Origin of the sequence: Allobosea lupini (genome assembly GCF_900109525.1) — a bacterium.
Lineage (GTDB): Bacteria > Pseudomonadota > Alphaproteobacteria > Rhizobiales > Beijerinckiaceae > Allobosea > Allobosea lupini.
Genome location: NZ_FOAN01000004.1, coordinates 17246 through 31766, shown reverse-complemented (window position 1 = coordinate 31766; position 14521 = coordinate 17246). Strand labels below are relative to the sequence as shown.

Here is a 14521-nt window from a genome sequence, read left to right as displayed (position 1 = left end):
GGAGGCGGAAATGGCCCATTTCGTCGAGGAGCTGCAGCTCGAAGCTGAGCGCGCGATTCTGGCCATGCAGACGGCCGCGCTCGCCGCCCGCCAGCTCCACGCCCGCGCTGAACTGATGCGCCATATGCTGACGACCGCGCGGAAGGTGGCCGGCAAGCCGAAGGCCGAGGCGGTCGAGACGGTGGTGCGCGAATGGATGGACGCCTGGAATCTCGGCCGTCAGGACTGGCCGCATATCGCCCGCGAGATGGAAGCCTTCACCGCCGCTTTCCACGATTATGCCAACGAGCCCGGTGACGGGAACGACGCCGCGCTCCGCCGCGCCTGCGACGCGCTCGATGCGGTGCTGGCGCGCGAGAACACCTCGATCAGCGACCAGATGGCCTTCCGCTCGCAATGTGCCCATCGCTGGTGGGAGCTGGTCGTGCCGGTGCCCACCGATCTCCCGGGTGCCAAGCCGCGCCCCTCGATGCCGGAGCTCGATGGGCAGGCGCCGTTCTGGCAGTCCGGCTGCGCCGGGTTCTGCCGCTGAGGGCCGGCCGATGCAGCCGCTCCAGCTGACGCTCCGCCCGGCCAGCCTCGCCGATGCCGAGGCCTGCTGGCGGCTCTCGGACGCGGTCGGGTGGCCGCATCGGCGCGAGGATTGGGAGTTCGCGCTGTCGCTGGGGCAGGGCTTCACCTTGTCGATCGAGGATGAGGTCGTCGCTGTCGGGCTCTGGTGGGGTTTCGGTGCGAGCCATGCGACGCTCGGCACGATCATCGTCGCCCCGGACCAACAAGGCCAGGGCATCGGCAAGCTCTTGGTCGAGCGGCTGATCGCGGCGACGGAGGGGCGCACGCTCGGTCTCGTCGCCACGCCGCAGGGCGAGCCGCTCTATGCCCGCTACGGCTTCATCGCCATCGACGAGGTCCGCCAGCATCAGGGCGACTGGCCGGAACTCGCGGCGCCCGTTCTCGCGGCGAACGAGATCATGCGCCCGGCCGCCGCTGCCGATCTGCCGCTGCTGGCGCAGCTCGACGGCGAGGCGACCGGCCTACCGCGTGCACCCGTCCTCGAGGCGCTTCTGACGCGGGGCCATGCGATCCTGATCGAGCGCAATGGCGCGCCGGCCGGCTTCGGCTTTCTGCGCCGCCATGGCCGCGGCTGGCTGATCGGCCCGGTCGCGGCGGTCGATGACGCCGCCGCCTGCAGTTTGATCGCGGCGCTGCTGACGGCGCGCCGCGGTGATTTCGTCCGCATCGACGTGCCCGCCCGCAGCGGCCTCGGCGCCTGGCTGAGCGAATGCGGCCTACCGCTCGTCGCCTCCGGCGTAGTGATGGCACGCGGCGCCGCGCCGGCCGCGCCCGGTCCGGCGCATCGTTTCGCGCTGGTCAACCAGGCGATGGGCTGAGCAGTATCGCCGCGGCGCGCGGCAGCTGCGCCTGCAGCCCGCTCCAGCCGTGCCAGGCCGTATAGAGGCCGACCAGCACGATCAGCAGGCCGGAGAAATAGGGCGCCCGCGCTGCGACCGTCGACAGCCATGTCGAGCGCTTCTCGACGGCGCGCAGGCTGAGCGAGGCGGCGACGCCGACCGCGACCAGCGTGATCGCCAAACCGATCGAGAAGCACAGCACCAGCACGGCGCCGCTCGTAAGATCCTGATCCAGGAGCATATCGGCCATTGCCTGGAGGAAGCGGCCGGCAGTCTTCCGGACGAGGCGCGCGGGCTGCTCGCCGAGTTCAAGGCGATGACCAAGTTCCTCTGAACGATCGTTCGGGAATGGCGGGGTTGCCGAACTGGCGCTGGTGGACCGGCTTCGCGTCGCGCAAGATCGGCCCTGAAACGATTTAGACCTGAATCCAAAGGGAGGAATGATGCTCGAGGATCTCAAGGGGCTGCGCGCCCTGGTCACCGGCTCCAGCACCGGCATCGGCGCGGCGGTTGCCAAAGCCTATGCCGCCAACGGCATGCGGGTCGTGGTGCACTACAAGTCGAGCGAGGCCGAAGCGAACGCCGTCGCAGCCGAGATTCGGGCGGCTGGCGGCGAGGCGCATGTGCTGCAGGCCGATGTCGCCGACAGCAAGCAGGCGGTCGCTCTCGTCGACAAGGCGGCCGACAAGCTGGGTGGGCTCGATGTCCTCGTCAACAATGCCGGCGCGTTGGTGAAGCGCACGTCGATCGCCGAGATCGAGGACGAGTTCTTCGACAGCGTCGTCGACCTCAATGTCCGCTCTGTGGTGATGGCCTCGAAGGCGGCACTGCCCTACCTGAAGAAGTCCGGCAGCAGGGCGAGCGTCATCAATCTGAGCTCGATCGCGGCGCGCAATGGCGGCGGCCCGGGCTCCTCGCTCTATGCCAGCTCGAAGGCCTTCGTGCTCAACCTGACCCGCGGCATGGCCAAGGAGTTCGTGCCCTTCGGTATCCGCGTCAACGGCGTCTCGCCGGGCGTGATCATGACGCCGTTTCATGAGCGCTATTCGACGGCCGAGCAGGTCGAGGCGATGCGCAAGACGGTCCCGATGGAGCGCGTCGGCACGCCGCAGGACAATGTCGGCGTCTTCCTCTTCCTCGCCAGCCCGGCGATGAGCGGCTACATCACCGGCCAGACCATCGAGGTCAATGGCGGCCAGTACATGGTCTGACCGAAACTGTGGCTTCGGCGTCCTTGACGTAGCGGGCGGCGCGCCAGCATGGTCTGGGCGCCGTGCCGCAGCTGGGTAGCCCGTGATGCCGATCCGCCGCAAAGACTTGCCCACGCCGGCTACCCGCCGCGTCCTCGCGGCCGCGGCCATGACGATTTTCCTCGCCGGTTGCGCCGGCGACGTGAAGGGCGTGCTAATGCCGGTCGCCTCCACCGTGCCGGGCGCCAGCAAGGTCACCATGCTGGTCGCGACGACGCGCGCGGCTGATCCCGATGCCGGCGTGCTCTACTCCGGCGAGCGCGGCAAGCCGTCCTTCGTCGAGATGACGATCTCGCTGCCGCCAGACAGCCGCCGTAAGATCGGAGAAGTCCAGTGGCCGAGCCGGCTGCCGGGCAATCCCGAGACCGATTTCGTCACCCTCAAGGTCGACAAGCTCGACGCCAAGACGGGTCTGGCGCGTTTGCATGAGCGGGTCTCGCGCGTGCCGAAGCGCCGGGTGATGGTCTTCGTCCACGGCTTCAACAACCGCTTCGAGGATGCGGTCTACCGCTTCGCGCAGATCGTCCATGATTCCGACGCTGATGTCGTGCCGGTATTGTTTACCTGGCCTTCGCGCGGCTCGCTCTTCGCCTATGGCTATGACCGCGAGAGCGCGACCTATTCGCGTAATGCGCTGGAAAACCTGCTGCAGAACCTCGCACGCGATCCGGCCATCGGCGAGGTCTCGCTGCTCGCCCATTCGATGGGCAACTGGGTCGCGCTGGAATCGCTGACCCAGATGGCGGTGCGCAATCGCGGCATCCCGCCGAAGATCGCCAATGTCATGCTCGCCTCGCCGGATGTCGATGCCGACGTCTTCCGCACGCAGATCGCGGAAATGACCGGGCGGCGGCCGAAATTCACCCTCTTCGTCTCGCAGGACGACCGCGCGCTCGCGGTCTCGCGCCGGGTCTGGGGCAACAAGGATCGTCTGGGCGCCGTCGATCCCGATGTCGAGCCCTACAAGAGCGAGTTCGAGAAGGACAAGATCACGGTCCTGAACCTGACCAAGTTGCGCACCGGCGACAGGCTGAACCACGGCAAATTCGCCGAGAGCCCCGAGGTGGTGAAGCTGATCGGCACGCGCCTCGTCGACGGCCAGCCGATCACCGATTCCCGTGTTGGCCTAGGCGATCGGCTGATCGAGGTCACCGGCAGCGCTGCAGCCGCAGTCGGCACCGCCGCCGGCATCGTCGTCTCCGCCCCGGTCGCGGTGGTCGATTCGCAGGCTCGCCGCAATCTCGGCGACAGGTTCGAGCATCTCGGCAACAATATCCAGGACACCGGAGCCGCTGTCGGCGACACGGTTACCTCGCCGTTCCAGAACCCGGGCGCCCCGCGCTGACCCGAAGCCTTACCGGCTGAAGCGCACCGGCACCGAGAGCGAGATCGCTCCGCCACCGCCGACGCCCGCAGGTGGGGCAGGAACCGGGCTGGCGCGACGGATCATCGCCGCGGCCTCGGCGTCGAGCGCCGAATCCCCGGACGAGCCGACGACGCGCGAGGATAGGACATTGCCGCTGCGGTCGATCGCGAAGGCGACCTGGACCGTGCCCGGGCTCGCGCCGCCTGGGAAGCGCTTGTAGCGGTTGAGATGGGCGATCAGAGAACCGCGCCAGGACGCCGTCGAGACCGTCGGCTGACTGGCGGTGCCCTGCGCAGCGCTGGTCGGCGCCGAGGCGCGCTGCTCCGACGGCTTAGGCGCCACAGCCTCCTTGGCCCGCTGCTCGACCGGTTTGCGCTCGACGATCTTGGGCTTGGGCTTCGGCTTCTCCTTCTTCTCGACGAGCTTCGGTTTTGGCTCGGGCTTCTTCTCCACCGGCTTCAGTTCCGGTGGAGGCGGCAGCAGCACGGCGTCGAGCTTCGGGACCTGCGGCAGCTCCGGCAGTTTGATCTCCGGCTGCTCGACCGGCATCGGTTCGGGAACCGGCTCGGGCTCCGGGGGCGGCGTCTCCTTGACCGGCTCGGGCGGCGGCGGTTCCGGCTCTGCCCGCTGTTCTGCGACCGGCAGGTCCTCCGGCGGCGCCTCGGGCGCGACCGAGAGCGCGGCGAGCTCGATCATCACCGCCGGCTCGGGCGCGCCGGCGGCGGCTTCCGTCGGGCGCCAGTTCACGCCGACCCAGGCCGCACCGCCATGGGCGGCGGCGACGGCAATTGCAGCCACGCCCCAGCGCAGCACGGCGAGCCAGCGGCGATCCGGCGCGGGCGAGATCATGGCCTGCCTGCCCCTTGCGCGGCGCCTTGGCCGGTATCCTCCAGCCCGACCAGCGCGATCTTGAGATAGCCGGCCTGGCGCAGCCGGTTCATCACCTCCATCAGCTCGCGATAGGCCACAGCCCCATCGGCACGCAGGAAGACGCGCTGCTCGCGGTCATTGTTGGTCTGGCGGTCGAGGGTGGCCTGCAGCAACTCGCGCGGCACGGTGTCGTTGCCGAGCGCGAGCGAGAGGTCCTGCTTCACAGTCAGGAACACCGGCTTGTCCGGCCGCGGCTGCGGCTGGGCGTTCGAGACCGGCAGGTCGACCGCGACGTCGACGGTCGAGAGCGGCGCTGCGACCATGAAGATGATCAGCAGCACCAGGATCACGTCGATGAACGGCGTGACGTTGATCTCGCTGACCTCGCCGAGATCGCCGTCCTGGGGTTCCTTGAGCGAAACCGCCATGGCTTACTCCGCCGGGACGCGCGGCATGGCGGCGGGTTGGACCGGCACGGCATGCAGATTGGCGCGAACTTGCTGGGCCGCCTGGCGGCGCGCCCGCTCGAGATCGCGCGAGAGATGGCGCAGCACCTCGCCCGAGGCGTCGGAGAGCGTGGCGCGGTAGCCGGAGATGGCGCGGGCGAAGACGTTGTAGATGATCACGGCCGGGATCGCCGCGACAAGGCCGATCGCGGTCGCCAGCAGCGCCTCGGCGATCCCTGGCGCGACCACGGCGAGATTCGTCGTCTTCGACTGGCTGATGCCGATGAACGAGTTCATGATGCCCCAGACCGTGCCGAACAGGCCGACGAACGGGGCGGTCGAGCCGATGGTGGCGAGCAGGCCTGTGCCGCGCGCCATCGAGCGGCCAGCCCTGGCCTCGATCCGCGACAGCGCAATCGCGGCGCGCTCCTTGATGCCGTCCTCGCCGAGATCGTCGGAGCGCTGGCGCTCGCTCTGGGCGGCACCGACCAGCTCCGCGACCGTGCCGCGGGCCGGTCCCTTGCGGCCGGCGATCGCGCGCGCGGCTTCGTCGAGACTGACGGCCTCTTCCAGCCGGCGCACGGCCCGCTGCGCCCGCGTCTTGGCAGCGGCGAGCTCGAGCGCCTTGGCGAGCCAGATCGTCCAGGTCACCAGCGAGGCGAAGGCGAGGCCGAGCATGACCGCCTTCACGACGATATCGGCCGCCATGAACATGCCCCAGGGCGACAGGTCGTGCGGCAGCGTGGCCTGCCCTGCGACGGGGACAGGGGCCGGAGCAGGGGCGCCCTGACCAGGCGCAGCAGCGGTTGGCGCAGCGGTGTTCGGAGACACAGGCGCGGCCTGACCACTCGGAGCAGCAGCTGGTGCGGGGTTCGAGTTTGCGGGAGCGGGCAGCCCGCCGCCATGAGCGCCGGATGGGCTCTGCTGCGCCGGCGCGGGCTCGGCGGGGGTGGTCTGAGCCAGGACGACGAAGCCCGTCATGGGGGTGACGGCAATGGCCGTCGCGAGCAGGACTGTGCCGATCAAACGCTGCATCGAATTGGGTCCGTGGTCTTGTGGCGCCCCTCCTTGACGGGAGCGCTGTCAGAACGGAGCCGCGTCCGTCGAAGCGGTTCCGGGCGATCGAGCGACGAGGCCGACTGAGCACTTCGTCCCGCGATCGTCCCAAGCAGTTAAACCAGAGCGAATTGTTTAGCAAATACAATAGTTTATATGTCTTCTAAAGTAACTCGCCCGATGCTCTTGGTCGCGAACGGCTCGCGTATTACCGGCGCTTCGCTGGGCCGCGAGCGGGGTCACCTCTGCGCGAGGACCGCGCCGGGATTGAGGATGCCGAGCGGGTCGAAGGCCTGCTTGACCGCTCGCATGAGCTCCAGCGCCTCCGGCTGTGCATGCCGTACCAGCATGCCGGTCAGGCTACGCCCGATGCCGTGCTCGGCGGTGATGCTGCCGCCGAAACGGCTGACGATCGCGAAGACCTCCGCATTCACGGCATGGCCGATATCCGCAAGCTGCTCCGCCGGCGTCTGCCTGGGAAGACGCAGGACGACATGGATGTTGCCGTCGCCGACATGGCCGACGAAGAGCGCGCGCGCCTCCGGAAAGCGCTCGGCAGCCATCGCCTCGATCGCCGCGATGAAGGCCGGGACGTCGGCGACCGCGACGCTGGTGTCGTGCGAGACGATCGGACCGGCGCGGCGGTTGGCTTCCGCGACGGCGAAGCGCAGATGCCAGATCGCTTTGGCTTGCGCCTCGCTCTGCGCGATCGCTGCGTCGCGGAGCACGCCTTGTTCAAGCGCGGTGGCCAGAACGCGCGTCAGCAGCTCATCGAGAGGGCTGTTCGGATCGCTGCCGCCGAGCTCGATGAAGACGTACCAGGCATGGCGCTCGTCGAGCGGCAGGGTCGTTCCGGGCACGAGGTCGAGGGTGAGGCCCATCTCGGCGTCGCACATCAGTTCGAAGCTGGAGATGCGCTCGCCTGCGCTCTGCCTCAGCAAAGCGAGCAGCCGCAATGCGTCCGCCGGGCTGGCGAGGCCGCAGAGTGCCGTTGCGCTCGCCCGGGGCCTTGGAAACAGCCTGAAGGTCGCCGCGGTCACGACCGCGAGCGTGCCTTCCGAGCCGATCACCAGCTCCTTGAGCGCATAGCCGGCATTGTCCTTGCGCAGTGGCTTGAGGCCGTGGATCACGGCGCCATCGGCGCGAACGTATTCGAGGCCGAGCACGAGATCGCGCACCGTGCCGTAGCGGATGACGTTGATGCCGCCGGCATTGGTCGCGACCACGCCGCCGATCTGGCAGGAGCCCTCGCTGCCGAGGCTGAGCGGGAACAGCCGATCATGCGCAGCGGCGGCCTGCTGGACGTCGGCAAGGATACAGCCGGCTTCGGCAGCGAGCGTGTCGCCTTCAAGCTCGATCGTCCTGATCCGGTTGAGGCGCGCCAGGGAAAGCAGGACGGCTCTGCCCGAGGCGTCCGGCGTCGCTCCACCCGACAGGCTGGTATTCCCGCCCTGCGGCACGACCGGCGTGCGCGTCGCGCTGGCCCAGCGCAGGATGGTCGAGACTTCCTCCACGCTGCGCGGGCGCAGCAGCGCGAGCGCCGCGCCGCGATGCTTGCCGCGCCAGTCAGTCAGGTGCGGCGCCATCGCCTGCGGATCGGTGACGATGGCGGCCGGATCGAGCAGGGCGCGCAGGTCGTCGAGGGAACTCACCGCCTCAGACCGTGCCGGCATCGACGATGAAGTTCTGGCCGGCGCACATGCGCGAGACGTCGGAGCACAGGAACAGCACCATCTGCGCGATGTCCTCCGGCAGGATCTCTCCCTTCAGCGCCTGCGCGGCCTGATTGGCTGCAGCCTTCTCGGGCGTCCACCACTGCGTGCGCTGGCGCTCGGTCATCACCCAGCCCGGCGTGACGCAGTTGACCCTGATGCCATCGGGCCCGAGCGCCCGCGCCAGCGAGCGGGTGAAGCCGATCACCGCCGATTTCGCCGTGGTGTAGGCGATCATGTGCGGCGAGCCCTTCATCCACGAGGTCGACGACAGGTTGACCAGCGCCCCGCCGCCGAGGCCGCGCATGTCCGGCGCCAGCGCCTGAGCGACGAACATCATCGGCCGCAGGTTTACGGACAAACGATCGTCCCAGTATGCCTCGGTGACCGCCTCGAAATCATGCCGCTCGTCATGGCCGGCATTGTTGACGCCGATCGCAAAGGGCCCGTGCAGGGCGCGGGCCGCCGCGATCGCCGCTTGCGTCCCCGGGATGTCGCGTAGGTCGACCTGATGGAACGAGACGGCACCGCCGGCTGCCGAAAGTTCGGCCGCCAATCGCTCGCCACACGCGGCGTCGATATCGAGAAAGGCGACCTTCGCGCCCTGCCGCGCCAGCGCCTCGACGATGGCGCGGCCGATGCCGTCGGCCCCGCCGGTGACCAGTGCGGCCTTGCCGGCGAGATCGGGAAAGCTGGCTTCGACCCTCACCCGCCGAACTCCGCTGCGGCTAAGCCGGGCACGTCGACCGGCAGAGTGAAGAGTCCGCCGGAGAACGGCGCCTCGGCCAGCACCCGCGACGGCAGGCGGATGCGCGCCGTGGTGATGAACAGCGTCTTTAGATCGGGACCACCGAAGGCAAGGCTGGTCGGGCGCGGCACCGGCAGCCAGACCTCGCGATCGAGCCTGCCATCCGGCGCATAGCGGTGCAGGCACCAGCCATCCCAGATCGCGCACCAGACGAAGCCCTCGGCATCGACGGCGAGCCCGTCCGGGCGGCCGGCGACCTCGGTGAAGATGCGGCGATTGGCGAGCGTGCCCGCCCTGGCGTCGAAGTCGTAGGCATAGATGCAGCCATGGGCGGAATCGACGAAGTAAAAGCTCCGGCCGTCCGGGCTCCAGTCGAGCCCGTTGGCGACGGTGAGCCCGCTCTCCTGTCGTTGCCAGCTGAAGTCCGGCGCGATCGCGTAGAGCGAGCCGGAAGCACGGCTGGCGTCGAGCCGCATCGTTCCGGCCCAGAGCCGGCCCTGCCGGTCGCATTTGCCGTCGTTGAAGCGGTTGTCGGGGATGTCGGCTTCGGGATCGGCGAGCGGCGTCAGCCGGCCGCTGGCGAAGTCGAAGGCTTCGAGGCCCTCCTGTGTCAGCACCACCAGCCCGCCGCCGCGACGACCTAGCACGGCGCTGACCAGGCGCGGCAGGGTGACCTCCTCGTTGTTGCCGGTCGCCGGGTCGAAGCGGTTGACCGAGGGCGCGAGGATATCGACCCAGTAGAGCCGCTGCTCCCCGGCAGACCAGTAAGGGCCTTCGGCGAGATGGGCGCCCCAGGGCAGCACGCATTGCACGTTCGGATCGACCGGGCGTGCCGAGCGCGGCGCCGGGGAAATGTTCATCTGCGTCGCGCCGACATTGCCGGAGATCTGTCGTGCGGCCGCCATCAGGTCGCGGCCGGTGGTGTGCAATCGCTCCCGCGTCAGCCGCGAAGACGGGCCGAATACGCCGATCGCGGCGACGGCCCGGCCGGTATGGTCGAAGATCGGCGCGGCGACCGAGGCGACGCCGGCGACGTGCTCCTCCTGCGAGACGGCGTAGCCGCGCGCCCGGCTCAGCGCGAGGTCGGCGGCGAGCGCCTCCTCCTCGGTGATCGTCGTTTCGGTAAAGCGCTCGAGCTTCAGACGATCCACGAGGGCACGCTGCTCATGCGGCTGGACGAAGGCGAGCAGGGCTTTGCCGCCGGCGGTGCAATGCAGCGGGGCGCGTCGGCCGATCTCGATGCGGAAGCCATAGGGGCCGCCGCGACTGCGCTGGTCGATATAGAGCACCTCGCCATTGTCGATGGCGCAGAGCGCGGCGGTCTCGCGCGTCTCTTCGGCGAGCCGGTCGAGCGCCGGCGCGCCGGCGCCGCGCAGATCGAAGGATTCCCAGACGCGATGGGCGAGCTCGAACAGGCGGTGGCCGAGCCGGTAGGTATTGTCGCTTTCCTCATGACGGATCAGGCGGAAGGTCAGGAGCGTGTTGAGCATGCGCGCCAGCGTGCCCTTGGGCAGGCCGGTCGCGGCCTGCAGGTCGCGAAAGCGCGGCGGCGCCGGCGCCTCGCCGATCACGTCGAGGAGGTAGAGGCCCTTGGCGAGGGCGGCTGCGCCGGTCGGGACGTCGCGCTCGTCCGGCGTCAGGACGCGCGCTTCACCCGCGCCTGCGCCGCCTCGCCGATCATGCGCTCGAAGGTCCATTGCGGCTCAAATCCCAGTTCGGTCCGGATCCTGGCGTTCGACGTCTCGTAGAAGACGCCGGCGCCCGGCAGGTCGATGGTCTTCAACGGCAGTCCCGTCAACTGCGCCATCATCGGCAGCGCGACGGCGAAGTCGACCGGCTCGGTCGCGCCGAGATTAAAGGTGCGCCCGGCGGCGCGTTCGTCCGACAGCGCGAGCAGGATGCCGGCGACCATGTCGCGTGTGTCGGTGATGTGCATGCGGAAGGGCCGGCCGGCCTCGTTGCGCGACAGCACCAAGGCCTCGCTCCCGTCATCGATCGCCCGTAGCGCCGCGACGGCGGCGGCATTGCCGAAACCCTCCTGCTGCCGGATCTTCGGCTTTAGGAAGAAGCGGGGGCCGGAGAAGAAGCTGCCGGGGTCGAGCAGTTCGCCCGCATCCTGGGTGTGCGAAAACCGCAGGATCGTGGCCGGGGTGCCGCTGGTCCGCTCGAAGAAGCGCACGATCTCCTCGCCGAGCAGCTTGCTCAACCCGTAGGGCGATCGCGGATTCAGCGGATGGTCCTCGTCAATCGGCTGATAATCCGGCACGTTCTCGGGATAGACCTCGCCGGAGGAGGCGAAGACGAGCCGCTTCGGCCTTACAGCCGCGGCCTCCTCCAGCAGCACACGCGTGCCCTCGACATTGGCTTGGAACAGCTTGTCCCGATCGGCCGGCAGCCAGGACATGAAGGCGCCGAGATGCAGGATCGCGTCAGTGCCCTGCACGGCCTCCCTCGCCGCAGCACGATCGTCGAAGCCGCCGAGCACCTCGCGTAAAGCGGGGTGATCGATGCCGCTGGCGCGCAGGTCGAAGCCGGTGACGCGGTGGCCCGCTGCGAGCAGTTCGCGGGCGACACGCGAGCCGACGCGCCCGGCGCTGCCGGTGACCAGGATCGTGCTCATCGGATCGCCTCGCCGCTGGCGGCATCGAAGACATGCAGTCGCGCCGGATCGAAGGAAAGCGTCAGCGTCGCCTCGGGTGGCCGCGGCTCCGGATTGATCAGGCGCGCGATCAGCGAGGTTCGCCGTGCCTCGTCCTCGCTGCCGGAACCTGCCTCGCGGCGATGCTCCTCGGGGAGGTCGACATAGACATATTGCTCGCTGCCGAGGCTCTCGATCAGCCGCGGGCTCACCGGGAACGAGACCTGCCCAGGCCCCGCGGCGATGTGCTCAGGCCGCAGGCCGACGACGATCTCCTTGCCGGCGAGCGCGGCAGCGTTCGCGACAGGCAGCGTCACGTCGTGGCCGAACAGCTTTGCGGTGACGCTGCCGCCTGTCGCCAGCGCCTTTGCCTTCAAGAAATTCATGCCGGGCGAGCCGATGAAGCCGGCGACGAAGAGATTGGCCGGCTCGCGGAACATCACCTCGGGCGCGGCGATCTGCTGGATCACGCCGTCCTTCATGATGACGATGCGGTCGGCCATCGTCATCGCCTCGGTCTGGTCGTGGGTGACGTAGATCGTGGTGACGCGCAGCCTCTTGTGCAGGGCGCTGATCTCGGCGCGGGTGTGCACACGCAATTTGGCGTCGAGATTGGAGAGTGGCTCGTCCATCAGGAAGGCCAGCGGCTCGCGCACGATCGCCCGGCCGAGCGCGACGCGCTGGCGCTGGCCGCCGGAGAGGGCGCGTGGCCGCCGCTCGAGCAGATGATCGATGCCGAGGATTTTTGCGGCCTCGTTGACGCGCCGGTCGATCTCGCCGGCATCGGTGCCGCGCATCTTCAGGCCGAAGCCCATGTTCTTGCGCACGGTGAGGTGGGGGTAGAGCGCGTAGTTCTGGAAGACCATGGCGATGTCGCGGTCGCCCGGGGCGAGGTCGGTGACGTCGCGTTCGCCGATCGCGATCGTGCCTGAGGTGGCCTCTTCAAGCCCGGCGAGGATCTTGAGCATGGTCGACTTGCCGCAGCCCGACGGGCCGACGAGGACGACGAATTCGCCATCGGCGATGTCGAGCGAGAATGCCTTGAGGACGGTGAGCCCGCCATAGGATTTGGTGACGCTGTCGATGCGGATTCCGGCCATGCAGGTTCTCTTATTTCTCGGCCCCGGCGGTAAGGCCGCCGACGAGATAGCGTTCGAGGAAGAGGTAGATCGCGAGGATCGGCAGGGCGACGAGGATGGAAGCGGCGGAGATGTCGCTCCAGTTCGAGATGTACTCGCCCTTCATCGTGGTGATGCCGAGATTGGCGGTCCAGTTGCCCTGGGCGTTGGTCAGGAAGGTGCGGGCATAGGCATAGTCCGACCAGGACAGCACGAAGCCGTAGAGCGCGGTCGCGGCGAGCCCCGGCGCGGACACCGGCAGGATCACCCGGACCATCGCGCCGAGTGGCGAGCAGCCGTCGACCATCGCCGCCTGTTCGAGCTCGCGCGGGATCGTGTCGAAATAGCCCTTCAGCATCCAGGTGGTGAACGGGATGATCAGCGTGGCGTGGGCGAGGATGATCGACCACAGGCTGCCGATCAGCTCGAGATTGCGGAAGATGCCGAAGAGCGGGATCACCAGCAGCGTCGCCGGCAGCATCTTCGCAGTCAGGATGAAGAGCCCGAGCGACTGGCCGCCGCGGACCCGGAAACGCGACAGGCTGTAGCCGGCGAGAACCGAGACGACCATCGATATCGCGACCGCGCCGATCGCCGCGAGCGCCGAATTGCCGAGCCAGAGCAGGATCGGCCGCTCGACCATGATCTGGCCGAACACCCCCCAGCGCGGTTCGCTCGGCCAGAAGCTCGGCGGCAATTGTCGCAGCTGGCTCGGTTCGGAGAGCGCGGTGACGACGAGCCAGTAGATCGGGAAGACCAGGATGGCGCAGGTTGTGATCACGAGCGCATAGAGGGCAAACGCGCGGAGTGAGCGGCGTTTCACGACAGCACCTCGCATTCATTCGCGCGGTCATCCCGGGCGACTGAAAGGAGACCCGGGATCCATTCCGGAGCATTTCCGAAGAAGGTTCCGGAATGGATCCCGGATCTCCGCTTCGCTTCCTCCGGGATGACCATGCGGGGGGTGAACGCGATCCGGAAAATCATCGCCGCCTCCTCAGATACTGTCCGGAGCGCGGGCGATCATCAGCCGACTCGCGATCACGCAGACGATCAGGGTGATGACGCCGATGGCGGAGGCGTAGCCCATCTTGAAGAAGCCGAAAGCCTGTTCGTAGGTCATGATCGAGAGGCTTTGCGTCGCCTTGAGCGGGCCGCCGCCGGTCAGCACGTAGATGATCGAGAAGTCGCGGAAGACCCAGAGCATCACCAGTACGAGCGTGACGCCGATCACCGGCATCAGCGAGGGGATGGTGATGTACAGCAGCCGCTGCCAGGCGCGGGCGCCGTCGACCTTGGCGGCGTTGTAGAAATCCTCGGGGATCGACTGCAGCCCGGCCAGCATCATAATCGAGACGAAGGGATAGCCCTTCCAGACCATCACCGTGCAGACCACGGCGAAGGCGGCGTCGGGCGAGGAGAACCAGTTGATCGTCTGATCGACCAAGCCGAGCTTGATGAAGAGCCAGTTCATCAGGCCGAAGGATGAATCGAACAGCCAGGCGAAGATCACCACCGCGATCACTTCCGGGATCGCCCAGGGCAGGGCGACCAGCAGCCGCGCCAGCGCCTGGCCCTTGAAGCGGTTGTTGACCAAGAGCGCCGTGCCGAGCCCGAGCAGGAAGCAGAAGAAGGAGACGATGGTGACGAGCTTGAACGTCACCCAGCAGGCGTTCCAGAAATCCTCGGAGGCGAAGAGCCGTTCGTAATTGGCGGTGGTGAACGGCCGCCGCGGCTGGTCGAGCCGGGCGATGTTGACGTTCTGGAAGGAGAGATCGACCGAGACGAACAGCGGATAGACGATGATCAGCGCAATTAGCAGCACTGCCGGCGCCAGCAAGAGATAGCCGAGCCAGTGCCGCCGGCTCGGGCGGGCGAGGTCGAGGCCAAAACCGGGCATGACCA

The 14521-nt window shown here is 68.3% G+C and carries 15 protein-coding genes; 4 read left to right on the top strand and 11 right to left on the bottom strand.

The features are described 5' to 3' along the window. The first annotated feature begins 10 nt into the window (after positions 1-10). Positions 11-532 (top strand): hypothetical protein, encoded by a 522-nt coding sequence (locus tag BMZ21_RS30365; RefSeq protein WP_167561630.1) that lies wholly within the window; start codon positions 11-13, stop codon positions 530-532. Positions 533-542: 10 nt separating this feature from the next. Continuing rightward, the gene (locus BMZ21_RS12805) at positions 543-1391 is read left to right on the top strand and encodes a GNAT family N-acetyltransferase (RefSeq protein WP_167561629.1); all 849 of its coding nucleotides are present in this window, start codon (positions 543-545) and stop codon (positions 1389-1391) included. On the opposite strand, the gene BMZ21_RS12800 is transcribed toward BMZ21_RS12805, so the two are convergent. After that, a complete protein-coding gene (locus BMZ21_RS12800) occupies positions 1372-1653 on the bottom strand; it encodes a sulfite exporter TauE/SafE family protein (protein ID WP_143079700.1) in 282 nt (93 codons plus the stop codon). The two genes, BMZ21_RS12805 and BMZ21_RS12800, sit on opposite strands and share 20 nt — an antisense overlap. Before the next feature lie 202 nt (positions 1654-1855). On the opposite strand from BMZ21_RS12800, the gene BMZ21_RS12795 reads away from it, so the two are divergent. Both BMZ21_RS12795 and BMZ21_RS12790 read left to right on the top strand, forming a co-directional pair. Then, complete coding sequence (locus BMZ21_RS12795) at positions 1856-2623, top strand: SDR family NAD(P)-dependent oxidoreductase (protein WP_091836004.1); 768 nt, start codon at positions 1856-1858, stop codon at positions 2621-2623. Between the two features lie 85 nt (positions 2624-2708). Beyond that, positions 2709-4007: an alpha/beta hydrolase gene (locus BMZ21_RS12790; RefSeq protein ID WP_091834514.1), complete on the top strand. Its 1299-nt coding sequence runs from the start codon at positions 2709-2711 to the stop codon at positions 4005-4007. 9 nt (positions 4008-4016) lie between these two features. Here BMZ21_RS12790 and BMZ21_RS12785 read toward each other — a convergent pair whose 3' ends face one another. The 10 genes from BMZ21_RS12785 to BMZ21_RS12740 form a co-directional block, all read right to left on the bottom strand. After that, positions 4017-4877 carry an energy transducer TonB gene (locus tag BMZ21_RS12785; RefSeq protein WP_091834511.1) on the bottom strand — a complete coding sequence of 287 codons (861 nt, stop codon included), beginning with the start codon at positions 4875-4877 and terminating at the stop codon, positions 4017-4019. Beyond that, entirely contained in the window at positions 4874-5326 is a 453-nt protein-coding gene (gene exbD / locus BMZ21_RS12780; RefSeq protein ID WP_091834508.1) for a TonB system transport protein ExbD, read from the bottom strand. The genes BMZ21_RS12785 and exbD overlap by 4 nt, the downstream gene beginning before the upstream one ends. Before the next feature lie 3 nt (positions 5327-5329). After that, complete coding sequence (gene exbB / locus BMZ21_RS12775; protein ID WP_091834505.1) at positions 5330-6379, bottom strand: tonB-system energizer ExbB; 1050 nt, start codon at positions 6377-6379, stop codon at positions 5330-5332. A gap of 260 nt (positions 6380-6639) precedes the next feature. Next, positions 6640-8052, bottom strand: coding sequence for an FAD-binding oxidoreductase (locus tag BMZ21_RS12770; RefSeq protein ID WP_244543832.1), 1413 nt, complete (start codon positions 8050-8052; stop codon positions 6640-6642). Positions 8053-8056: 4 nt separating this feature from the next. Continuing rightward, the gene (locus tag BMZ21_RS12765; protein WP_091834499.1) at positions 8057-8821 is read right to left on the bottom strand and encodes an SDR family NAD(P)-dependent oxidoreductase; all 765 of its coding nucleotides are present in this window, start codon (positions 8819-8821) and stop codon (positions 8057-8059) included. Further along, entirely contained in the window at positions 8818-10557 is a 1740-nt protein-coding gene (locus tag BMZ21_RS12760) for an SMP-30/gluconolactonase/LRE family protein (RefSeq protein WP_091834497.1), read from the bottom strand. Before BMZ21_RS12760 ends, BMZ21_RS12765 begins: the two co-directional genes overlap by 4 nt. Then, a complete protein-coding gene (locus BMZ21_RS12755) occupies positions 10497-11480 on the bottom strand; it encodes an NAD-dependent epimerase/dehydratase family protein (protein WP_091834495.1) in 984 nt (327 codons plus the stop codon). Before BMZ21_RS12755 ends, BMZ21_RS12760 begins: the two co-directional genes overlap by 61 nt. Next, positions 11477-12598 carry an ABC transporter ATP-binding protein gene (locus BMZ21_RS12750; RefSeq protein ID WP_091834492.1) on the bottom strand — a complete coding sequence of 374 codons (1122 nt, stop codon included), beginning with the start codon at positions 12596-12598 and terminating at the stop codon, positions 11477-11479. The genes BMZ21_RS12755 and BMZ21_RS12750 overlap by 4 nt, the downstream gene beginning before the upstream one ends. A gap of 10 nt (positions 12599-12608) precedes the next feature. After that, positions 12609-13439 carry a carbohydrate ABC transporter permease gene (locus BMZ21_RS12745; protein ID WP_091834489.1) on the bottom strand — a complete coding sequence of 277 codons (831 nt, stop codon included), beginning with the start codon at positions 13437-13439 and terminating at the stop codon, positions 12609-12611. Between the two features lie 174 nt (positions 13440-13613). Continuing rightward, on the bottom strand, positions 13614-14516 hold the full coding sequence (locus BMZ21_RS12740; RefSeq protein ID WP_091834485.1) for a carbohydrate ABC transporter permease: 903 nt from the start codon (positions 14514-14516) through the stop codon (positions 13614-13616). Positions 14517-14521: the final 5 nt, after the last annotated feature.